This is a genomic window from Streptomyces sp. NBC_01217, assembly GCF_035994185.1.
GTDB lineage: Bacteria > Actinomycetota > Actinomycetes > Streptomycetales > Streptomycetaceae > Streptomyces.
Map to the genome: position 1 here is coordinate 7,924,467 of NZ_CP108538.1, position 20,949 is coordinate 7,945,415.

Here is a 20,949-nt window from a genome sequence, read left to right on the forward strand (position 1 = left end):
GGAAACGATGCAGTGCACTGCGGGGACACACGGGTACTTCGGCTCGAAATAGCCTGGCGTCGAAGTCGATGCGTACGCAAATTTACGCCGTTTTAATCCGCAGGAGGTTGTTGAAAGGTGTCCACGATGCCGGTCGGTGGGCTGGTTCCCAGCACCACCGACAACGCCGCGGACCTGATCGTCCGCAACGCGAAGATCCACACCGGAGACCCGGGTCGTCCACAGGCCGAGGCGATCGCCATCCGTGACGGCGTCGTCACGGTCGTCGGTGACGACAACGACGTGGCCGGCCATGTCGGCGCGGGCACGAAGGTGGTCGACGCTCTCGGCCGCCGGGTGATTCCCGGCCTCAACGATTCCCACCTGCACGTCATTCGAGGTGGGCTCAACTACGTGCTTGAGCTGCGCTGGGACGGCGTCCGCACGCTGCGTCAGGGTCTGGCGATGCTGCGTGAACAGGCGGCCCGCACGCCGAAGGGCCAGTGGGTTCGGGTGGTGGGGGGATGGTCGGCCGAGCAGTTCGTCGAACGGCGGCTGCCGACCGTCGCCGAGTTGAATGCCGCCGCGCCCGATACTCCGGTGTTCGTTCTGCACCTGTACCAGTCGGCGGTGCTCAACCGGGCCGCGCTCAAAGCCGCCGGCTACGCCAGGGACACCCCCGACCCGAAGGGCGGCCAGATCGTACGGGGCAGGGACGGTGAGCCCACGGGTATGCTGCTCGCCGCCCCGAGCGCGCTGATCCTCTACTCGACCCTGGCCAAGGCCCCGGTGCTCCAGGACGAGGACAAGAAGACCTCCACCCGCCATTTCCTGCGGGAGCTGAACAGGTTCGGGCTCACGTCGGCCATCGACGCAGCGGGCGGATTCCAGAACTTCCCCGACAACTACAGCACGGTCGTCGAACTGGCCAAGACCGGTCAGCTGTCGCTGCGCATCGCCTATCACCTCTTCCCGCAGACCGCCGGTCAGGAAATCGACGACCTCGCCCGCTGGATCGAAATGGCCCGGCCCGAGGACGGGGACGAATGGCTGCGCCTCAATGGTGCGGGGGAGAATCTCACCTGGGCGGCAGCGGACTTCGAGAACTTTGCCCAGCCGCGACCGGAACTCGCGCCCGGCTATGAGACAGAATTCGAGAAGGCCGTACGTCTGCTCATGGAGAACGGCTGGGGATTCCGGCTGCACGCCACCTACGACGACACCATCCGACGCGATCTCGCGATATTCGAGAAGCTGGCCGCGGAAGGACTCTTCCCGGCCGGAAACCGGTGGCTGTTCGATCATGCGGAGACCGTCTCCGCGGACAGCCTCGACCGCATCGCCGCCCTCGGCGGCGCCATGTCCGTGCAGAACCGGCTGTCCTTCCAGGGCGAGGCATTCGTACGCCGCTACGGCCCCGGCGCCGCCGCGGACGCCCCTCCGGTCCGGGCCATGCTGGAGCGCGGTCTGACCGTCGGTGCAGGCACCGACGCCACCCGGGTCTCGACCTACAACCCGTGGGTCGCCCTGCACTGGCTGATCACGGGCCGTACGGTCGGTGACCTGATCGTCCGCCCGCCGCACAACCGCGTCGACCGGCAGACGGCGCTGTCGATGTTCACCGAAGCCGGAGCCGCCCTGACCGGCGAGGAGGACATCAAGGGCGTCCTGCGCCCGGGCCACCTCGGCGACCTCGCGGTCCTGTCCGAGGACTACTTCGCCGTGCCCGAGCCGGACATCGTGCACATCGAGTCCCTCCTGACTGTGGTCGGCGGCCGGATCGTCTACGCCGCCGCCGAGTACGAAGGCCTCGACGAGGAACTGCCACCGGTCAGCCCCGCATGGAGCCCGGTCGCGCACTTCGGCGGCTACCAGGCCACACCCGGTACCGGCTTGTCGGGCGCCCGCCAGGCCGAGTTGCTCGGCGAGGCGGCGGCGGAGTCCGAACAGCACCGGCAGTGGCGCGCCCGGCGAGGCATGGCCCCGGATACCGAGAGCACGGTCTTCGACCCCTGCTTCTCGTTCTGACCTCCCGGGAGGGGCCCGGTCACGAGCCGCCTCTCCCGGGACACCACCTGCGCGCCGTCGAACGGACGGCCGCGTTCAGCAGCGGACGCCCGTCCGCGATCACATCACTCATGAAAGGCCCTCTCGTGGTCAACATCTCCGAGGTCACCGCAGCACCCAGCCCCGACCTGCTGACCCCCGACAACTGCGCTGTGCTGTTCGTGGACCACCAGCCGCAGATGTTCTTCGGCACCGGAAGCGGCGACCGCACCGCCATCATCAACTCGACCCTGGGCCTGGCCAAGGCGGCCAAGGTGTTCGAGGTTCCGGTGGTCCTCAGCACCGTGGCCGCCGAGTCCTTCTCGGGTCCGATCATGCCGCAGCTGGCCGATGTCTTCCCCGGACAGAAGATCATCGACCGCAGCACGATGAACGCCTGGGAGGACATCGACTTCGTCGAGGCCGTCAAGGCGACCGGCCGCAAGAAGCTCGTCATCGCCGGGCTGTGGACCGAGGTCTGCGTCGTACTGCCGACGCTGTCCGCCATCTCTCAGGGGTACGAGGTCTACGTCGTCACGGACGCGTCCGGTGGCGTCAGCCCGCAGGCGCACGAGCACGCCATCCAGCGCATGGTCCAGGGAGGCGCGATTCCGGTGACCTGGGTGCAGGTGCTCCTTGAGCTCCAGCGCGACTGGGCGCGGACGGAGACGTACGTCCCCGTCACGGAGGTGGTGAAGGAGCACGGCGGTGCCTACGGCCTGGGCCTGGTCTACGCGCAGGCCGTCATCGGCGCCCACGCGGCCGGCTGACCTCTCCATCTGAGCAACGACTCACCTGAGCAACGACTCACCTGAGTAACGACTCACCTGAGTAACGGCGAAATGCCAGGAACAGGCAGGAACACAATGGACACCGGACTGTTGGTCCTCCGACTGGTGGCGGGCCTCCTCATCGCCGGACACGGCGTACAGAAAGTCAGCTTCCGGCTCGGCGGCAACGGCTTGGCGGGCGGGACCGAGGAGTTCCGCCACGACGGCTTCCGCGGCGGCAGACTCACCGCGCTCGCCGCGGGCAGCAGCCAGATCGGCGCCGGCCTGTTCCTGGCGGCCGGCCTGCTCACCCCCATGGCGGCCATGGCCGCCATGGGGGTGATGACAGTCGCCGGCACCGTCAAATGGCACAACGGGCTCTGGGTCCAGCACGACGGCTACGAATACCCGATGGTCCTCGTCGCCATCTCCGCGGTGCTGGCACTCACCGGCCCCGGCCACTGGTCGCTCGACCATCTGCTCGGGCTGACCCCCTGGCCCCTGTGGGTCTCCCTCGCGGTCATCGTGCTCGGTCCGGCCAGCGGACTGCTCACCCGTGTGCTGCTGCATCGCCCCCCTGTCTCGGAAGGAACAACTCGGTATGCACAAGCTGTTGACTGACGTGGCCCACACGCTGGCCCCTCCCAAGGAGGACAGACACGGCCCGTTGCCACCGCTCATGCTGATACTGACGGTGGCGACAGGTCTGGTCGACGCCGTCAGCTATCTGGGCCTCGGACACGTCTTCGTCGCCAACATGACCGGCAACGTCGTCTTCCTGGGGTTCGCGCTGGCAGGCGCCGAAGGCCTGTCCGCACTCGCTTCCGTCGTGTCGATGGCCGCGTTCCTCGCCGGCGCGCTGGCCGGAGGCCGGTTCGCCAACCGGTTCGCGGCACACCGCGGGCGGCTGCTGGCCATCACCACGGCGCTGGAGGCGGTGCTCGTCGCCGCGTCCGTCATCGCGGCAGCGGACTCGGCCGGCGAGGTGGCCACCGGAGTCCGGTACACCCTGATCGTGCTCCTGGGTCTCGCCATGGGCCTGCAGAACGCGGCCGCCCGGCGCCTCGGCGTCCCGGACCTGACCACGACCGTACTGACCCTGACCTTGACGGGACTGGCCGCGGACTCGACCGCGGCCGGCGGGTCGGCACCCCGGCCGGGTCGGCGGATCCTTTCCGTACTGGCTATATTCCTCGGAGCCCTGGTCGGCGCCGTGCTCCTGCAGCACAACGAACTCACCCTCACCTTGGGGCTGGTGTTCGTGCTGCTTGCGGTGACGTCCCTGGCCGCGTACCGCCTCTCGGCGTCAAACGCCGCCTGGACCAAATGAGCAACATCGGGAGGGACAGGAACCCCACCGAACCGGGCCGCGGGGTCTCGGGCCACGGTGAGTATGTGCCGAAGGTCGATGTCCTCTCCGCGCGGGATGTCCCGTTGGGTGGTCCGAGGGCGATGACGGTGCGGCGTACGCTGCCGCAGCGGGCGCGGACGCTGATCGGGGCCTGGTGTTTCGTCGACCACTACGGCCCCGACGACGTCACCGACACGGGTGGTATGGACGTTGCGCCGCATCCGCACACGGGTCTTCAGACGGTGAGCTGGCTGTTCAGCGGGGAGATCGAGCACCGGGACAGCATGGGCAGCCATGCGTTCGTGAGGCCCGGTGAGCTGAACCTCATGACGGGTGGGTACGGCATCAGCCACACGGAAGTCTCCACCGCCCGCACCACGGTCCTCCATGGCGTCCAGCTGTGGGTGGCGCTTCCCGGAGAACACCGGCATACCGGGCGTGACTTCCAGCACTACGTCCCGAGCCCGGTCCGGGTGGACGGAGCCGAAGTGAGAGTGTTCCTGGGGGCGCTGGCAGGTGACACCTCTCCGGTGCGGACCTTCACGCCCCTGCTCGGTGCCGAACTCGTCCTTGAGTCACGCTCGACGACCACACTCGCCGTCGACGCCGGCTTCGAGCACGGCCTTCTCGTCGACCACGGGGACGTCCGTATCGCCGGAACAGTCCTGCACCCGTCGGAGTTGGGCTACATCGGCACGGGAAGCGACACGCTCACGCTGGTGAACGAGACGGATGACGCCGCTCGGGTGGTCCTGCTCGGCGGGACGCCGTTCGAGGAACAGATCGTCATGTGGTGGAACTTCATCGGCCGGAGCCACGACGACATCGCCGAAGCCAGAGAGGCGTGGCAGAGCGCATCCGACCGCTTCGGCAGGGTCGACGGCTACGACGGCGACCGTCTTCCCGCGCCCGCCCTTCCCAACGCCACCATCGCACCGCGAAAGAACCCGACGCACCACTGAAAGGCAAACGATGACGCAACCCACCGCCGCTCCGACTGTCCAGCGAGTGGATCCCGAACACCGTTACGAGATCCTGGTCGACGGCAGAGCCGCAGGCCTGACCGCGTACCGCGACCGCGACGACCAGCGCGTTTTCTACCACACCGAAATCGACGATGCCTTCGCCGGGCAGGGCCTGGCCTCCATACTCGTACAGCAGGCGTTGAGCGACGTACGCGCCTCGGGGAAACGCATCGTGCCGGTCTGCCCCTACGTGGCGAAGTTCCTCAAGAAGCATGACGAGTTCGCCGACATAACCGACCCCGTGACCCCCGAGGTCCTGCAGTGGCTGGGCACCGTGCTGCCTCACTGACCACCGTCGACCCGGGCGAGCCGGGCCGTCAGCCCCCGCAGCGGTATGTGAGCGCTGCGGGGGCCGCGTCCTTCCGGACGGAGTCGGGGATCCGTCAGGTACGGACCAGAGGTGTGTCGACCAGATGCTCGGCGAGGAACCACGCCTGCAGTTCGCCGGTCCTGATCACCTGGGAGACGAGCAGGTCGTTGGTGCCGTCGTCCCCCAGTTCAGCGGTCCGGGCGGCGGCGTCGTGGGCATCGATGAGTATGGTCTCGTGGGCCTCGAGCAGTCGTGAGAGCATCGCCGGTACCTCCTCCACGCCGTTCGGAGGCCGGGGAATCGACGTGATCTCGGCGACGTGCCGGGGGTCACCCACCGCGACGCCGCCCAGGGACTGGACGCGTTCGGCGATGGTGTCGACGATTTCCAGCTGCTCTCCCGCGTGCTTGTCCAGGACCAGGTGCAGTTGGTAGAAGGTCGCGCCGCGCATCAGCCAGTGATGCTTCTTGTAGAGGCCGTAGAGGATCTGAGTGTCTGCCAGAACCTTGTTCAGGCGCTGGCAGGAGTACATCCGCGCCTCGTAGGACAGGGCGACCGGGAATTGCTTGACGGTCCCGAACTCCTGGATCACCTCGCCCTTCTGGTGCAGCCATGGCTGACTGCCGCTCACGGGCTGGGAAGTGGTGGTCATGATCGGCCTCCTGCGGTGCGGTGCTATGTATACCCGGTCGACGCTAGGCGTCCAGCCGGGACACAGCTTGTCCGGCAGCGCATGCTGTGATGCCCCGCAGCGCACACATGAGTACGGGACTCGCAGTGCATCGGCGAGCAACATTCCGTGCGCGGGCGGTCAAGAGGCCGCCGGCACACGAGGTTAGTGTGTGGGAGTCAGCGGATCCGGGTGTGAGGGGGAGCGAGCACGGCGGCTGAGCCGATCCTGTTCGGCCGCGGAACGGCCGTGGCCACCCTGGTGCGGAGTTGCGTCGGCCCGCAGGTGTCACTGACGGCACTGACTGCGACGTCGACCTAGGAGGCTGCCCGTGTGCGTCGTAAAGTCGCTGCGTACCCGCGACGCGGGACTGGCCGCACTGCGCCGGTCGTGCCGCGCCGGAATCGTGGCGCCCGGCCTCTTCGCCTTCGGCGTGGAGGGCATCGGCAATGTGACGATGGCGATCTTCTCGGCGTTCGGCTCGATCTCTCTGCTGCTCTTCGTGGACTTCGCAGGTCCGCTGCGCGAACGGCTTGCTGCGCAGGGCTCGCTCGTGGTCGCGGGAGCGGTGCTGGTCTGCCTGGGGACGCTGGTTTCCGGATCGGTGTGGATGGCCGCCGTGATCATGGCGCTGGTCGGGTTCGGAGTGCTGTTCTCGGGTGTCGTCAGCTCGGTGATCGCCGGCTCGTCGACCTCTTTGCTGGCCGGCTTCATTCTGGCGGTGACGCTGCCCGGGCCCGTGGGGTCGATCCCGGACCGTCTGGCTGGATATCTGATGGCGGGTGCGGCGTCCCTGATCGCGATCACCGTGCTGTGGCCGGCGCCCGTGCGCGGGCCACTGCGGCTCGCGACGGCCCGGTCCTGCTCCTTGCTCGCAGAGCGGCTGCGCGCGGAGGTCGGCTGTGTGCGTGGTGGCTTCGCCGCCGACCGCCGGGTGGTCCTGGACGAACTGGTGGCCGAGGCGTCCGCCGCAGTGACTGCGCTGCGCAAGTCGTTCTTCGACACCCCTTACCGGCCGACCGGGCTGACCACAGAGGCGCGCACGCTCGTCCGGCTGGTCGACGAGGTGGTGTGGCTGGAGGAGATCCTGGAGCGGATGCCCCCCGGCGGCCCTGCCACGCCCTCCGACGTGGTGGTGTGCGAAGTCGTGCTCGTGGCGGCGGACCTGCTTGAGCGGGGGGCCGACCGGCTGGAATCGGACGACGCAGACCCCACCGCGCCACGGCTGGATCAGAAGCGGCTCCGGGACGCACGCACAGCCATGGAGCGTGCGGTGACGTCTGCGCTGCCCGCGCCTGTCGCCACGGACGGACAGTCGCAGTCCGTCGTCGCCGGGTTCATCAGCTCGCTCGAACCCAGCTTCCGCGCACAGGAGATGAGCTTCGCCGTCAGCTCGATCGCCGAGAACATCGAACTCGGCGTCGCCGCACGCAGCCGCCGGTGGTGGGAGCGTGCGCTCGGTCGACAGCCTGATGGCGTCTCCTCCCCGCTGTCGTCGGCACAGGAACGGGCCGGTGCCCACATCGAGCCCCACTCCGTCTGGCTGCACAACAGCCTCCGCGGCGCGTTTGCCCTCGGCTTGGCCGTCCTCGTGGCCGAAGTCACCGGCGTACAACACTCGTTCTGGGTGGTGTTCGGCACCTTGGCCGTCCTGCGTTCCAACGCGCTGCTCACCGGTCAGAACGCTCTGCGCGCGTTGTTGGGCACCGTCGTCGGCATCATCGTGGGCAGCGGACTGATCTTCGCCCTGGGTTCCAACACCACGGTGTTCTGGATTCTGCTCCCGCCGGCCATCGTGTTCACCGGGCTGGCCCCGACCGCCATCTCGTTCGCCGCGGGCCAGGCCGGGTTCACCGCTGCCCTGCTCATCCTGTTCAATATCATCGAACCGGCCGGCTGGACGATCGGGCTGGTGCGATTCGAGGACATCGCGATCGGCTGCGCGGTGAGCGTCGGTGTCGGCATGCTGTTCTGGCCTCGCGGTGCCGGAGCGGCCCTCGGCCAGGCGACGGCCGAGGCGTTCGCGGAGAGCGCGGGCTATCTGAGCCGTGCCATCGAGTACGGGGTGACCCGTTCCGACGGGCTCGTGCCGGCCGCCCCCACACCGGAGGACGAGCGGCGCAACGCCGCGGCGGCGGCCCGGCGGCTCGACGACGCCTTCCGTTGCTTCCTTGCCGAACGGGGCACCAAGCACATCGCGTTGGCGGACGTGACGGCGCTGATGACAACGGTCGCCGTGCTGCGGCTGACCGCGGACGCCATCGTCGACCTCTGGGAACAGGACGACGACGGTCCGACGGGCGACCACACCACGGCGCGCGCCGATATCGTCCGGTCCGGGCTGCAGGTCTGCAAGTGGTACCAGGAGGCGGCGCGGGCCCTGTCCGGTTACGGCGAGGTGCCCGAACGGCTGACCCGGGACGAGACCGCGGACGAGCGACTGATCAACGCGGTACGCCGGGACCTCTTCGACGGCGGCGGGCAGGGCACCAGCACGGCGATCAGGATGATCTGGACCGCCGGTCACATCGATGTGGCCCAGCAGCTCCAGATGTCGGTGGTGGGGCCGGCACGGGCGGCCGCCGCACTGCAGAACAGGATGAACACGGTGGCGGGCCGCGCCGTCGCGCGGCGGCAGCCGCCACACACCACAAGCGCCTGACGCGCTGCCCGAACGACCGCGCCGCCTCGACGGCCCAACGATCCAAGGAGCCGCAATGTCCCAACACCGCTTTCCGGTCCGGCGGTTCTCCGTTTCGGAGACGGCCCGTGCCGAGGCCTTCAGCGACGGCATCTTCGCGATCGCGGTCACCATCCTGGTGCTCGGCCTGGCCGCCCCCGTGCACCGGCCCGGCCGGCTCGCGCACGCTCTCGTGTCGCAATGGCCCGCCTACGTCGGCTACTTCGCTTCCTTCAGCTATGTCGCCGTGATCTGGCTCAACCATCACCAGGCCTTCGTGCGGATCCGCAGCATGGACCGGGGTCTGCACGCGGCCAACTTCTTCGTGCTGTTCACCACGGCGGCGCTCGCCTTCCCCACAGGCGTGGTCGCCGATGCGCTGCGGTCCGACGACTCCGGCTCGGATGCGCGGGTGGCGGTCATCCTGTACGCGTCCCTGGCATCGGTGATGTGTCTGAGCTGGCTGGTCCTCTATCACCACCTCGGCCGCCACCCCGAGCTCATGGACCCGGAAGTCGAGCCCACCTATGTGCCGCACGGCCGCCTCCGCTCCTGGGTCGGAGCGCTGGCCTACGCCGTCGCCGGAGTACTGGGAGGCCTGATCTCCCCACTGATCGCACTGGGCGTGTTCATCGTTCTGCCGGCCTTCTACTTCGTTTCCAGCGAAGGGCTGCCGGATGGACGGGGGCCCGTCGGCGGTGCTGGGGCGTGACGGCCGGCTGCGACGTCAGGTGGCGGCACACCGTGCTGTACGCCGCAAGACCTGCACAACGTGCATCTGCCGGTCGCCTGTCACTCGAAGCGGGTCGGCAGCAACGGCCGGCCGGCGGCAAGGGCGTCAAGGCCTGCGCGGGCCTCTTCCAGCATGGCCGAGGGGATGCGGTCCTCCAGCGTCAGCACGGTGCGGTACTCACCGGCGGCCTCGGCGCCTTCACCGAGTCGAGCGAGGACGTGGGCCAGGTAGAGGTGGACCTTGCCGGCGTACAGGTCGAATCCGCGGGTGTCGAACTGCCCGTGGATGGAACGCAGAGCGTCGACCGCGTCCGGCCAGCGCCCTTGGTTGAGATGGACGCAGGACACGCTGTAGATGGCGATCAAGGTGGTGGTGTCGCGTATGTTCGGCGGGATGCGGTCGCGGTTGCACGGATCAGCGAGAGCGTCCATGACCTCCTGGTAGGTCTTGACGGCTTCCTGCGCCCGGTCGACCTTCTCCAGCAGGCTGATGCTCGCGGTGGCCGCATAGAAGTATCCGTTGATCTCGGCGGCCCGGGTGAACAGCTCCCTGGCACGGAGAAGGTTTTCGGCGGCGGGCGAGTCATCATCGTCCAGGTTCTGCAGCCAGCCGAGATACATGAGAGCCCAGGCCTGCTGGACGACGTTCCCGCAGCCCGTGGCGAGATCCAGCGCGCACGTGGCGGCGGTGACCGCCTCGTCATGACGGCCGCCTACCCAATGGGCCCATGCGAGGTGGTTGCGGTGGGTGGCTTCCAGTCCGGCATCGCCGAGGGCCGCTCCGGCCCGGGCGGCGCGTTCGTAGGTATCGACCCAGTGGCCCCCGGACACCCAGTGGTCGGAGAACCAGTGCATGGCTTCCGCGACCTCGGTGACTCTGGCGTGTTCACCGCCCTCGGCGGCCTCGCGGAAGGCCGTCAGCCAGTTGTCGCTCTCCGCTTTGTGCCAGCGCATCGCCTGCTCGGGGTCGTCGAGAGCGACCAGGCGGGTGGGGTCCGGCGGCGGCGCACCGTAGCCCGGCTCGTACCAGCGGCCGGCGACGACGGCCGTGTCGAGCAGCCAGGACCGCAGACGGGAAGAGGCGGCCGCGGACTGCTCCATGTCGTCCTCCGCACGGTGCCGGGCCCGCGCGTACAGGCGCAGCAGGTCGTGGAAGCGGTAGCGGTCCTCGCGGGAGGTCATCAGCAGTCCCGCCTCCAGCAACTCCTCCAGCAGGTCTTCCGCATCCGGCAGCGACGCGCCCGCGAGGACGGCCGCCAACGGCATCCCGAAATCGCCCCCCGGCACCAGCGACAGCAGCCGGAACATCCGGGCAGCACCAGGAGCAAGGCGCGAGTAGGACAGGGAGAAGGCGGAGTTGACACGCAGGTCACCGGAGCTGAGGGCATCCAGCCTGCGATCTTCGTCGCTGAGCCGGGTGGCGAGCCGTTGCAGGCTCCAGTTCGTGCGGGTTGCGGCCCAGTTCGCTGCCACGCGCAGGGCCAGGGGAAGGTGCCCGCACAACTCGGTCACCGCGCGTGCGGCCTCCGGCTCCGCGTCCACGCGTCCGTCGCTGACGACGGCACGCAGCAAGGAGGTGGACTCCTGCTCGGTCAGTGGACCGAGTTCCACGCGCTGCACTCCCTCCAGACCGGCCAGGGCACGGCGACTGGTCACCACCATCAGCACACCCCCCTCGCGCGGCAACAGGGGTCTGACCTGAGCCTCGCTGCCGGCATTGTCCAGGACCAGCACCGCCCGGAGCCCGGCCGTGACCGCGTGGTAACGCGTCAGACGCTCCTCAGCACTCAGCTGCGCCACGGCAAGATCACCCGTGCCCCACGCGCCCATCAACCGCAGCACGGCCTCATCGGCGGGGAGCGGCTGCTCCTCCAGGCCCCGCATGTCCAGGAGAAACGCCCCGTCCGGAAAGGAGGGAGCGAACTCCTCGGCAAGCCGCACCGCCAGGGTCGTCTTGCCGCTCCCGGGCGCACCGAACACAACCGCCACCGGCGGTGCAGCGGTATGCCGTCCCTGCTCCTGAGGCTCTGGTTCCTCGGCGGCCCGCTGCGCCAGGGCGCGCAGCACGGCCAGCTCGGCGTGCCGCCCCACGAAGTCCCCGGCGCCTCTGGGCAGCGTGTACGGAGAGGTTTTTGCGGACAGGGAAGTCCGGGCGGTCGGGCGGGCAGTCCGAGCGGCGGCCAGCAGCTCGGCATGGGCCGCCTCGTCCAACTGCAGACCCTGTGCGAGCGCGGTAACCGACCCACGATGCGGACGCAGACTGCGCCCGCGCTCCATGGCACCTATCGCGCGCCCCGAAACACCCGACGCCTCGGCCAGCTCCTCAATCGTCAAGCCGAGGCTCTGCCGCAACTCCCGCAACATCCGGCCGAACGATGTCCCGCTTGCGATTGCCCCCTCCCGATTCACGGTGCCGTCCAGGCGCGCTTCAGCTGGTCCGGGACCTCGGCGGTGGTCGGTCCCATGCCCATCAGTCCTCCTCTCCCCGGCCGCGCACCACGGCCCCCACGGACCCAGGCGGAACAGGGCCCATCAGTGATGGCCCCGAAAGGCGGCTCGTCGATTACGCAGCATACGATCCCCCGCGCAGGAGGCCGAACGCGTCCACTACGCTGCGTGAACCGTGCTGCTGACCCGCGCGCCCTGGCGGCTGAGGCCGACGAGGCGGGCCGTCCGTACGGCTCCGGCCGCTCGGGGCTGACGGGCGCGGCGCGCACGCGAGGTCACTGCGTGCGTCCGCCGGACCGTACCTGTGCCTCCCGTCTTCCGCCGAACGCACGCAGCTTGCGCCGTCACCTGTTCGCGTAGGGCAGCAGGGCCATCTCGCGGGCGTTCCTGATCGCCCGGGCGAGCTGTCGCTGCTGCTGGGCGGTGACCCGGGTCACTCGGCGACTGCGGATCTTGCCGCGGTCGGAGATGAACTTCCGCAGCAGATCGGTGTCCTTGTAGTCGATGTAGGGGAAGGCGGAACCGGCGGCCTTGTCGCGAAAGACGACGGGACCGTACGCGGGATGGATTCCGGGCTTCATGGCGGGGTGTCCTTCTGAATCGGGCGGGGGAGCGGTCAGCGCTCTTCGCGGAAATCGACGTGCTTGCGGGCGACCGGGTCGTACTTGCGCAGCACCATGCGCTCGGGGTCGTTCCGGCGGTTCTTGCGGGTGACGTAGGTGTAGCCGGTCCCCGCGGTGGAGCGGAGTTTGACGACCGGGCGTAGTTCGTTGCGAGCCATGGGCGCTACTATATGGCAATGATTTCCATTTCCAACAAGCGGTCCGCCGCGGAGAGCAGGTAGCACCATGTCCGCCCACTGCCAACTGACCGGCGCCCAGCCGGGCTTCGGCAACAACATCTCGCACTCGCACCGGCGCACATCGCGCCGCTTCGACCCCAACATCCAGCGCAAGAGGTACTGGCTGCCGAGCGAAGGCCGGAACATCCGGCTGACGCTCAGTGCCAAGGCGATCAAGACCGTCGACAGCATCGGGATCGAGGCGGCCGTCGCCCGTATCCGCGCCAGGGGTGTGAAGGTCTGATGGCCAAGAAGAGCAAGATCGCGCAGAACGAGAAGCGCAAGGCGGTCGTCGGGCGATATGCCGCCCGTCGTGCCGAGTTGAAGGAGATCATCCGTCGGCCGTCCTCCACGGACGCCGAGCGCCGCACCGCCGTGGACGAGCTCCGGCGCCAGCCCCGCAACGCCAGCGCGACCCGCGTGCGAAACCGGGACAGTGTGGACGGGCGGCCGCGCGGGCATCTGCGGAAGTTCGGTCTTTCCCGCGTCCGTGTGCGCGAGCAGGCCCATGCCGGATTCCTTCCCGGGGTCACCAAGTCCTCCTGGTGATGTGAGCCCCTCCGGGGCCTGGGTCCGGAGGGGCGATCCTCGATTTTATTTGAAAATGATTGCCATTACGCATAGCGTTGTCGTGTTCACGTAGGAAATCTGGGGCGGATGAGGGGCGATGAGATCAATGACGCGGTCCGCGCGTGTGGTGGGGGTGCTGGCCCTGGTGGCGGCCGGGTGCGTTTCGGTGGGGTCCGTCGGTGGTGGTACGCCAGTGGACGCCGGGCCGGTCGCATACGCGGCGGCTCCGGCGGTGGATGCCGATCCCGGTGATGTGCTCGATGAACGGACAGTCATCGACAACGGTCATGTGGACGCGGTCGCGCCACGACTGGTGGAGGGGGAGTTCCGCACGCTCTTCAGGGACAGCAGGACGAGCGACGTCGTGTGGCGTGAGCCGACCTCGGTGATCATGCATCTGACGTCCAAGGGCAGGGAGACGATCCCCGACCCGGCGGACGGACTCGCCTTCATCGGGGATCCGGGCGACACCTACTACTCGATCCCGCAGACGCAGAACCCCGAGGTGCTGTGGGCCGGCTGGAACACGGAGGCCTTTCAATCCGCCGACATCCAGGGGAAGTTCGACCTCTCGCTGGACGAGGTGGAGGGCCCGGGGGAGCTGCTGGTCTTCGGCTGGTCGCCGTTCGGCGAGCCGCTGATGCGGTTCGAAACCCGCGACGGGCTGCCCGATACGTACAAGGTCCCCGCGCGCACCCATGAGCACGCGAACTGGGCCTTTACCGAGGAGGGCGTCTACCGGCTGACGTTCACCTTCGGGGCCGAGCTCGCCTCGGGCGAGAAGGTCTCCGACAGTCAGGTCTTCACGATGGCCGTCGGCGACGTCGACCCGGCGGAGGTGACTCTGCCCGGGGAAGGCGCAGAGACCGGCGGGACGACGGACGGGGGAGCCGCGGACGGCGGGTCCACCGATGGCGGGTCCACGGATGCTGGCAGCACTGATGGGGGTGGTGTCGGTGGTGCGGCCGACGGGGGCGCTGCCGACGGGGGCAGCGATACCGGCGGCGCGCAGGGTGGCTCGACGGACGGTGGCACAGAGGGGGGTTCGACCGAGGGTGGCACGCAGGGTGGATCGACGGACGGTGGCACGCAAGGCGGCTCGGCCCAGAGTGGTTCGACCGAGGGTGGCGCTGATGGTGGTGCGGCGGACAGCGGCACGGATGGTGGTACGACCGGTGGCGGCCGTACCGACGGCGGCGCGGCCGGTGGCACCTCGCCGCACGGACAGCTCGCCGCGACCGGTTCGGGAGTAGCCGTTCCGCTGGGGGCGGCCGGTGCCGCCCTGCTCGTCGTCGGGACCGGTACGGCCTTGTACGTGCACCGGCGAAAGGCGCGCATGGCATCCACGGGCTCCCCGGACCGGGCGGTGGCCTCATGAGGGGGCGAGCCCGAGCCGAAGCCCGTCCGTCCCGAGCAGGAGCAGTCAACCCCATGACATCTCCCAGGAGTTCACGGTGGGCCGCAGCCGGAGTCATCGGCTCCGCGGCCCTGGCGGCGGGCCTGTCACCGGTGGCGTTCGCCGACACACCCGATGGCGGCGTCGAGCCGCAGCCCGCCCGTACGGCGAACGTGGTCATCGCCCTGAAGGACCAGAAGCTGGCACTGGACCTGCTGCGGGACGCTCCGGACGGTGGCGCCGCTCCTTCGGAGGGTGCGCCCGCAGCGGGCCTGGAAGTCGGGCCGGACGCCAGGACCACCGTCCCCGGCGGGGACGACTACGCGTTCCTGGGCAAGCCCGACAGCCCCGTCTGGGTGCTCGACGGCCGGACGGCCGGTACGCAGGCTCCGACGTGGGACACCTCCGGCATCCCCGCCGATCAGCTCACCGAGAGCAAGGTCGAGTGGGCGCTCACCGGCTTCGAAGGACCGGGCGACGTGGTGGTGTTCGAGCCGCCCGAGGACGCTTCACCCGCGGCCGGACCGACTGCGCCGCGGGTGCTGTTCGACAGCCATGACGGCCTTCCCGACGCCCAGGAGCTCCCGGCAGCGGACAGCGGCCGGGTGGCGTGGGCGTTCACGGAACCGGGCGAGTACCGCCTCGCCTCGAAGGCTACCGCGCGGCTGACTACGGGCAGGACGGCCACCGCCACCACCGAGTGGACCGTCCGGGTCGCCGGACAGGACGCCCCGCAGCCGCCGGAAGCGGACCCCGTGCCTGCGCCGTCCCCGACCGGAGACCAAGGCGCGGCATCAGGTGGTGCGTCGAGCACACGTACGGGAACAAGCCGGACTCCGGCGTCAGTTGCCGGCGTCGCCGACCGTTCCGGGATCGCCGCCCAGAAGGTGGTCATCGACGACGGTCATGTGGATGCGATCGCCGGAAAGATGGTGGGAGGCAGGCTGCGGACCCTGTTCAAGGACAGCCGCAACCCGGCCGACGTCATCTGGCGTGAGCCGTCCTCCGTCGTTCTGCACGTCAGCCGGAAGGCGAAGGAGAAGGTGCCCGCCGCCGGCGCGTACTCCTTCCTCGGCCGGGCCGGAAGCGACTTCTGGTTGGTCCCGCAGGTGCAGAAGCCGGGCGTGGTGTGGGCCGGATGGAACACCGAGGCCCTGGGCAGCGGGGATCTCAAGGGCCCCGTCGACATGAAGCTGACCCGGGTCACCGGGCCCGGCTCGCTCGCGATCTGGGAGACCGCGGGACTGGGCGGCGCGCAGGTCCTCTACGACAGCAAGGACGGCCTGCCGGACACCCGGAAGGTCGATCTCGGGGTGCACGCCCACGCCAACTGGGGCTTCAGCGAGCAGGGCACCTACAAGGTGACCTTCCAGCTCAGCGGAACGCTGCCGTCCGGCCGGACCACCGCCGATACGCGTACGTTCACCTTCGCGGTCGGTGATGTCGACCCGAACGCGGTGACCCCGGGCGGTGGCAGCGACGACGGGGCCTCGAACGGCTCATCGGGCCCGACCGGCGGCTCGGCCGGACCGGGCGACTCCCGCTCCGATGGAGGCTCGGCCTCCACGACCGGTGGCGGCAGCACCTCCACGACCGGCGGCGGGAGCCTCGCCCACACCGGGGGCGGGGCGGCCGTTCCGCTCGCCCTCGGCGCGGGCGTACTGGTCATCGGCGGTGCGGCGGCCGTTGCCGTCAGCCGCTCCGGCCGGCGCCGCACAGCGGCCGTCGCCACAGCCGGCGGCGAAGCCGTCCCGTCCTGAACGGGTGCCTGCGGCCCGCTCCGGAGCCGCGGGCGCTCTTCCCCGGGCCGGCGCCGGAAATCCTCCTCCCGGCGCCGGCCCCCTGCCTTTCGGGAGTCCCTTCACCATGCATGTGCACAGACCCGTCATACGCGCCCTGGCGACCGCCGCCGCACTCGCGATCGCCGCGACCGGCTGCACCGGCCATGCCCGCCCGGTCGCCGGGCCCGACAATCCCGACGCGGTGCTGCGGGTGGTGACCACCACCGAGATCCTCGCCGACCTGGTCCGTGAGGTCGGCGGCGACCGCGTCCAGGTCGACTCGATCGTTCCGCCCGGTGGCGACCCGCACTCCTACGAACCCACCCCCGCCGACGCGACCACGGTCTCCGAGGCCGATGTCACCTTCACCAACCACCTGCTCCTCGAAGAGCACGCCCTGATCAAGACGGTCGACTCCAACGCCCGCAAGGGCACCCCCAACGTCTCCCTCGCCGAGGCGTCCGAGACCTATGGCGCGCACGTCATCCCGCTGGTCGAGGACGTCGGCCTGGACGTCCTCTGGCTCGGTCTGCGGGTACGCGGAGAGGGCGGGGCACGCGGTGCGACCCGCTCGTCCGACGTCCTCCTCTCGGCCACCGACGTGCAGGGCCCCGGTGAACTGATCGCCTATCTGACGGAGTCGCTCGGACAGCCGGACATCTACTTCGACTCCGCGGACGGCCTTACGGGGAAGGACGTCACCAGCCTGCCGCCCGCCGCACACACGCATCTCAACTGGGCGTTCACCGAACCCGGCGTATACCGGCTGACCCTTGAGGCACGGCTGAGGAACGCCGCCGGCGCGAAGAGCGCCGGCAGCACCGCGCCGCAGCAGCTCGGCAAGGGCACCTTCACGTTCGCCGTCGGAGTCGACCCGCACACCGTGGCCGGCCCCGGCGACACGATCCTGGACGAGGGACATACCGACCTGACGGTCGATATCGACAGCGGGAGGATGTCCGCCTTCACCGATCTGCGCACCAAGGGCAGAGTGCAGGAGGAGATCCCTCCGGGCGATGTCGTCATCGACGTGCCCAACCGGGCGCTGGAGAAGGTCCCCGGCGACAAGCGGTTCGCCTTCCTCGGGACCCCCGGCGCGGAGATCCACCAGCTCCCGCAGGCCGTCCTGGGCAAGCATGTGCACGGCGAGATCGACCCGCACCTGTGGCAGGACGTACAGAACGCCAAGGCGTATGTGCAGCTGATCCGCGACACCTTGAAGAAGCAGGACCCCGAGGGGGCGAAGACGTACGAGGCCAACAGCCGTTCCTACGAGGGCGAACTCGACGCCGTCGACGCGTACGTGCGGGACCGGATAGCCGAAATCCCCTCCGGTGAACGGCAGTTGATCACCACGCATGATGCCTTCGGCTATCTCGCCGAGGCCTACGACATGACCGTCGCGGGCTTCGTCGTCCCCAACCCGGCACAGGAACCCAGCGCGGACGACGTGGAGAAGCTGTCGACGACCATCAGGAACCTCAAGGTTCCGGCCGTGTTCATGGAACCCAATCTGGTGCAGCGCGCCACCGTGCTCGACCAGGTGGCCGAGGACCAGCACGTCAAGGTCTGCATGCTGTACGGAGATGCCTTCGACCAGCGGACCCGGCACTACACCGACATGATGCGGCACAACGCCGACGAGCTCCGCTCCTGCCTCGGAGGCACGAAGAAATGACGCGGAACACAACAGCACGCACAAGCGCGGCAACGATCCCCGCAGCTCTGCTCCTCGCCCTGTCGGCGGCGCTGCCCGCGACGGCCGCCGAATCGCCGCCCCCGGGCGCCGAGGCCGACGCCGCACCGGGGACCGGCAAGGGCCGTACCGTCATCGGTGACGGGCACATCGACATGGGCCCGCGCTTCGACCACGGCACCTGGACCGTGCAGATCCGCGACGACACCGCCAGGCCGGCGGTCTGGCGCAACACCTCCGACGTGGTGCTGCAGGTCAAGGACACCGCGGCGGTCGACGTACCCGAGAACAAGGAGTTCGCCTTCCTCGGAAACCCCGGTGACCGGGTGTGGCTGCTGCCGCAGGTCCAGCGGGACGGCGTGCTGTGGCCGGGCTGGAACAGCCAGGAGCCCGAGGTCGCCGCCAGTGTCGACCGGGAGGTGAACTGGCGGCTCAACGGCGTCGAAGGGCCAGGGGACTTCGTGCTGTTCCTCAACGGCAGCTTCGGCACTCCGACGATCCTCTTCGACGGGCGGAAGGAATTCCCGCAGGAGACCGGAATCGAGGTCAACAGCCACGTCCACGGCAACTGGGCCTTCACCGAGCCCGGCACCTACCTCCTCGACGTGACGATGAGCGCCAGGACCAAGGACGGCAGAAACCATTCCGGAAGGCGCACCCTCCGGTTCTCCGTCGGACCGCAGGACCCGGCCGAGGCGTTCGCTGCCGAGCCCGCCGCAGGCGGAGGCGGGGGCGGAGACGCAGCCGGACCCACAGCCGGAGCCGAGCCCGCATCGGGCGACCGGCGGGCGGAGCGCAAGCCGTACGACCCGGACGGGCCGGCCGCGCCCCTCTGGTGGGGCATCGGAGCCGCAACGGCCGTGGCCGCGGCGGCCGGAGCCCTGGTGTGGCGCCGGGTCCGGGCCGAACAGCCCTCACCACCCGGCGGCGCGAGCCCGGAAGGAGACCAGCGATGACCGCGCGCCTCACCCCCCGAACGCCCGCACTGGAGATACGGTCCCTGGCGGTGGAACTCGGCGGACGACTCGCCCTGAACAACATCGACCTGACCGTGCGGGCCGGTGAACTGGTCGGACTGATCGGCCCGAACGGCGCCGGGAAGACCACCCTTCTCCGCGCCGTCCTGGGCCTCCTCACCCCGCGCACGGGCACCATCCGCCTCGGCGGCCGGCCCGCCGACCGCGGGCGGGGCACGGTCGGCTACGTTCCCCAACGCCACGAGTTCGCCTGGGACTTCCCCCTCTCCGTGGAGAAGGCCGTCCTGACCGGGCGGACCCACCGCATCGGCTGGCTGCGGCGCCCGGGCAGTACCGACCACGAGGCCGTCGACGAGGCGCTCGACCGGGTGGCGATGACGGACCTGCGTCGGCGCCCCATAAGCGAGCTCTCCGGTGGCCAGCGCCAGCGCGTACTGGTCGCCCGCGCCCTGGCGCTCCGCCCGGAACTGCTGCTGCTCGACGAGCCGTTCACCGGACTTGACGTACCCACCCAGGAACTCCTCACCTCCCTCTTCCTGCAACTGCGCACCGAGGACAAGGCCCTGCTGATGACCACGCACGACCTGCCCGCGGCGGCGGACATGGCCGGGCGGCTGTGCCTGCTCAACAGGACGGTGATCGCCGACGGCCCGCCCGAGACCCTGAGGGATCCCGCCGTCTGGCTGCGCGCCTTCGGTGTGGCCAGGTCCGATCAGCTGCTGACCTCCCTGGGGGTGGCCCGGTGAACGGCGTCATCGACTTCCTGGCCGGTCCGTGGGAGCACCTGTTCATGCAGCGTGCCTTCGCCGTCGCGGTCATGTGCGGCATCGTCTCGGGCGTCGTCGGCAGCCATGTCGTCCTGCGTGGCATGGCCTTCATCGGCGACGCCGTGTCCCACTCCGTGTTCCCCGGTGTGGCGATCGCCTTCGTGTTCCGGTTCAACCTGGTCGTCGGCGGGATGGTGGCCGGTCTGCTCACCGCGCTCGCGGTGGCCGTGTTCTCCCAGAACCGCAGGCTGAAGGAGGACACCGTCATCGGAGTGTTCTTCGCCGCGGCCTTCGGCCTGGGCATCGTCGTCCTCAGCACCGCCCCCGGCTACAGCGGTTCGCTGGAGTCGTTCCTGTTCGGCCAGATCCTCGGCATCGGCGACGGCGATGTGATCACCGTCGGCGTGATGGGCCTGACCCTGCTGCTGGTGGCCGGAGCTGTACACAAGGAGCTGGTCACCGTCAGCCTGGACAGGGAGACCGCGAAAGCCGCGGGGCTGCCCGTCTTCGCGCTGGACATCGTCCTGTACGCGCTGGTCACCGTCACCGTGGTGATCTCCCTCCAGGCGGTCGGCAACATCCTGGTGCTCGCGCTGCTCATCACCCCGGCGGCGTGCGCGCGTCTGCTGACGGACCGGATCGGCGTGATGATGGCCCTCGCCCCCGCGATCGGCGCGGGGTCCGCGGTGACCGGGCTGTATCTGTCGTACGCCTGCAACCTGGCGGCCGGTGGTCTGATCGTCCTCGTGGTCACGGGTGTGTTCATCCTGTGCTGGCTCCTCGCTCCCCGGCATGGGCTGCTGGTCGCAAGGCGTCGCCAACCCGCTGTGGAATCTGGGGAGTTGACGAGGATCCCCGCATAGGGGTACGACATGGCGCAGCCCCGGTGACCGGGAGTCGGTCACCGGGG

Annotated in this window: 20 protein-coding genes; 16 read left to right on the forward strand and 4 right to left on the reverse strand. The window is 69.5% G+C overall.

The genetic code is table 11. The features are described from left to right. The first annotated feature begins 126 nt into the window (after window positions 1-126). From OG507_RS35400 to OG507_RS35425, 6 genes are all read left to right on the forward strand, one after another. Entirely contained in the window at window positions 127-2,007 is a 1,881-nt protein-coding gene (locus OG507_RS35400) for an amidohydrolase (RefSeq protein WP_327372210.1), read from the forward strand. A 110-nt stretch (window positions 2,008-2,117) separates the two neighbouring features. Further along, window positions 2,118-2,795, forward strand: coding sequence for a hydrolase (locus OG507_RS35405; protein ID WP_442811069.1), 678 nt, complete (start codon window positions 2,118-2,120; stop codon window positions 2,793-2,795). 96 nt (window positions 2,796-2,891) lie between these two features. Then, complete coding sequence (locus tag OG507_RS35410) at window positions 2,892-3,416, forward strand: DoxX family protein (protein WP_327371175.1); 525 nt, start codon at window positions 2,892-2,894, stop codon at window positions 3,414-3,416. Continuing rightward, the gene (locus OG507_RS35415) at window positions 3,397-4,125 is read left to right on the forward strand and encodes a YoaK family protein (protein ID WP_327371177.1); all 729 of its coding nucleotides are present in this window, start codon (window positions 3,397-3,399) and stop codon (window positions 4,123-4,125) included. The genes OG507_RS35410 and OG507_RS35415 overlap by 20 nt, the downstream gene beginning before the upstream one ends. After that, window positions 4,122-5,108, forward strand: a complete 987-nt coding sequence (locus tag OG507_RS35420; protein ID WP_327371178.1) for a pirin family protein — start codon at window positions 4,122-4,124, stop codon at window positions 5,106-5,108. Before OG507_RS35415 ends, OG507_RS35420 begins: the two co-directional genes overlap by 4 nt. 10 nt (window positions 5,109-5,118) lie before the next feature. Next, window positions 5,119-5,460, forward strand: coding sequence for a GNAT family N-acetyltransferase (locus tag OG507_RS35425; RefSeq protein ID WP_327371179.1), 342 nt, complete (start codon window positions 5,119-5,121; stop codon window positions 5,458-5,460). 94 nt (window positions 5,461-5,554) lie between these two features. Here the strand turns inward: OG507_RS35425 and OG507_RS35430 are convergent, their stop codons facing one another. Next, a complete protein-coding gene (locus OG507_RS35430) occupies window positions 5,555-6,133 on the reverse strand; it encodes a Dps family protein (RefSeq protein WP_327371180.1) in 579 nt (192 codons plus the stop codon). Window positions 6,134-6,482: 349 nt separating this feature from the next. Here OG507_RS35430 and OG507_RS35435 point away from each other — a divergent pair, with 349 nt between their 5' ends. Continuing rightward, window positions 6,483-8,813 (forward strand): FUSC family protein, encoded by a 2,331-nt coding sequence (locus OG507_RS35435; protein ID WP_327371181.1) that lies wholly within the window; start codon window positions 6,483-6,485, stop codon window positions 8,811-8,813. A 55-nt stretch (window positions 8,814-8,868) separates the two neighbouring features. Beyond that, window positions 8,869-9,543: a TMEM175 family protein gene (locus OG507_RS35440; protein ID WP_327371182.1), complete on the forward strand. Its 675-nt coding sequence runs from the start codon at window positions 8,869-8,871 to the stop codon at window positions 9,541-9,543. Window positions 9,544-9,623: 80 nt separating this feature from the next. Here the strand turns inward: OG507_RS35440 and OG507_RS35445 are convergent, their stop codons facing one another. The 3 genes from OG507_RS35445 to rpmG form a co-directional block, all read right to left on the reverse strand. Further along, window positions 9,624-11,927 carry a helix-turn-helix domain-containing protein gene (locus OG507_RS35445; protein WP_327371183.1) on the reverse strand — a complete coding sequence of 768 codons (2,304 nt, stop codon included), beginning with the start codon at window positions 11,925-11,927 and terminating at the stop codon, window positions 9,624-9,626. Window positions 11,928-12,355: 428 nt separating this feature from the next. Next, window positions 12,356-12,592: a 30S ribosomal protein S18 gene (gene rpsR, locus OG507_RS35450; protein ID WP_327371184.1), complete on the reverse strand. Its 237-nt coding sequence runs from the start codon at window positions 12,590-12,592 to the stop codon at window positions 12,356-12,358. 35 nt (window positions 12,593-12,627) lie between these two features. Further along, window positions 12,628-12,792 carry a 50S ribosomal protein L33 gene (rpmG, locus tag OG507_RS35455; RefSeq protein ID WP_327371185.1) on the reverse strand — a complete coding sequence of 55 codons (165 nt, stop codon included), beginning with the start codon at window positions 12,790-12,792 and terminating at the stop codon, window positions 12,628-12,630. Between the two features lie 67 nt (window positions 12,793-12,859). Here rpmG and rpmB point away from each other — a divergent pair, with 67 nt between their 5' ends. The 8 genes from rpmB to OG507_RS35495 all read left to right on the forward strand — a co-directional run bounded on the left by rpmB (window position 12,860) and on the right by OG507_RS35495 (window position 20,902). Then, window positions 12,860-13,096: a 50S ribosomal protein L28 gene (rpmB, locus tag OG507_RS35460; protein WP_327371186.1), complete on the forward strand. Its 237-nt coding sequence runs from the start codon at window positions 12,860-12,862 to the stop codon at window positions 13,094-13,096. Next, entirely contained in the window at window positions 13,096-13,401 is a 306-nt protein-coding gene (gene rpsN / locus OG507_RS35465) for a 30S ribosomal protein S14 (RefSeq protein WP_327371187.1), read from the forward strand. The genes rpmB and rpsN overlap by 1 nt, the downstream gene beginning before the upstream one ends. Before the next feature lie 127 nt (window positions 13,402-13,528). Then, window positions 13,529-14,800, forward strand: a complete 1,272-nt coding sequence (locus OG507_RS35470; RefSeq protein WP_327371188.1) for a choice-of-anchor M domain-containing protein — start codon at window positions 13,529-13,531, stop codon at window positions 14,798-14,800. A 53-nt stretch (window positions 14,801-14,853) separates the two neighbouring features. Further along, window positions 14,854-16,578 carry a TIGR03773 family transporter-associated surface protein gene (locus tag OG507_RS35475; protein WP_327371189.1) on the forward strand — a complete coding sequence of 575 codons (1,725 nt, stop codon included), beginning with the start codon at window positions 14,854-14,856 and terminating at the stop codon, window positions 16,576-16,578. A 106-nt stretch (window positions 16,579-16,684) separates the two neighbouring features. Then, window positions 16,685-18,277 carry an anchored repeat ABC transporter, substrate-binding protein gene (locus OG507_RS35480; protein WP_327371190.1) on the forward strand — a complete coding sequence of 531 codons (1,593 nt, stop codon included), beginning with the start codon at window positions 16,685-16,687 and terminating at the stop codon, window positions 18,275-18,277. Further along, a complete protein-coding gene (locus OG507_RS35485; RefSeq protein ID WP_327371191.1) occupies window positions 18,274-19,251 on the forward strand; it encodes a TIGR03773 family transporter-associated surface protein in 978 nt (325 codons plus the stop codon). The genes OG507_RS35480 and OG507_RS35485 overlap by 4 nt, the downstream gene beginning before the upstream one ends. Beyond that, entirely contained in the window at window positions 19,248-20,018 is a 771-nt protein-coding gene (locus tag OG507_RS35490) for an anchored repeat-type ABC transporter ATP-binding subunit (RefSeq protein ID WP_327371192.1), read from the forward strand. The genes OG507_RS35485 and OG507_RS35490 overlap by 4 nt, the downstream gene beginning before the upstream one ends. Then, window positions 20,015-20,902: an anchored repeat-type ABC transporter permease subunit gene (locus OG507_RS35495; RefSeq protein WP_327371193.1), complete on the forward strand. Its 888-nt coding sequence runs from the start codon at window positions 20,015-20,017 to the stop codon at window positions 20,900-20,902. The genes OG507_RS35490 and OG507_RS35495 overlap by 4 nt, the downstream gene beginning before the upstream one ends. Window positions 20,903-20,949 lie beyond the last annotated feature (47 nt).

Coding starts and splice junctions, on each gene's coding strand:
- OG507_RS35400 (WP_327372210.1), top strand. CDS start 127: ATGCCGGTCGGTGGGCTGGTTCCCAGCACCACCGACAACGCCGCGGAC.
- OG507_RS35405 (WP_442811069.1), top strand. CDS start 2,118: ATGAAAGGCCCTCTCGTGGTCAACATCTCCGAGGTCACCGCAGCACCC.
- OG507_RS35410 (WP_327371175.1), top strand. CDS start 2,892: ATGGACACCGGACTGTTGGTCCTCCGACTGGTGGCGGGCCTCCTCATC.
- OG507_RS35415 (WP_327371177.1), top strand. CDS start 3,397: ATGCACAAGCTGTTGACTGACGTGGCCCACACGCTGGCCCCTCCCAAG.
- OG507_RS35420 (WP_327371178.1), top strand. CDS start 4,122: ATGAGCAACATCGGGAGGGACAGGAACCCCACCGAACCGGGCCGCGGG.
- OG507_RS35425 (WP_327371179.1), top strand. CDS start 5,119: ATGACGCAACCCACCGCCGCTCCGACTGTCCAGCGAGTGGATCCCGAA.
- OG507_RS35430 (WP_327371180.1), bottom strand. CDS start 6,133: ATGACCACCACTTCCCAGCCCGTGAGCGGCAGTCAGCCATGGCTGCAC.
- OG507_RS35440 (WP_327371182.1), top strand. CDS start 8,869: ATGTCCCAACACCGCTTTCCGGTCCGGCGGTTCTCCGTTTCGGAGACG.
- OG507_RS35445 (WP_327371183.1), bottom strand. CDS start 11,927: ATGTTGCGGGAGTTGCGGCAGAGCCTCGGCTTGACGATTGAGGAGCTG.
- rpsR (WP_327371184.1), bottom strand. CDS start 12,592: ATGAAGCCCGGAATCCATCCCGCGTACGGTCCCGTCGTCTTTCGCGAC.
- rpmG (WP_327371185.1), bottom strand. CDS start 12,792: ATGGCTCGCAACGAACTACGCCCGGTCGTCAAACTCCGCTCCACCGCG.
- rpmB (WP_327371186.1), top strand. CDS start 12,860: ATGTCCGCCCACTGCCAACTGACCGGCGCCCAGCCGGGCTTCGGCAAC.
- rpsN (WP_327371187.1), top strand. CDS start 13,096: ATGGCCAAGAAGAGCAAGATCGCGCAGAACGAGAAGCGCAAGGCGGTC.
- OG507_RS35470 (WP_327371188.1), top strand. CDS start 13,529: ATGACGCGGTCCGCGCGTGTGGTGGGGGTGCTGGCCCTGGTGGCGGCC.
- OG507_RS35475 (WP_327371189.1), top strand. CDS start 14,854: ATGACATCTCCCAGGAGTTCACGGTGGGCCGCAGCCGGAGTCATCGGC.
- OG507_RS35480 (WP_327371190.1), top strand. CDS start 16,685: ATGCATGTGCACAGACCCGTCATACGCGCCCTGGCGACCGCCGCCGCA.
- OG507_RS35485 (WP_327371191.1), top strand. CDS start 18,274: ATGACGCGGAACACAACAGCACGCACAAGCGCGGCAACGATCCCCGCA.
- OG507_RS35490 (WP_327371192.1), top strand. CDS start 19,248: ATGACCGCGCGCCTCACCCCCCGAACGCCCGCACTGGAGATACGGTCC.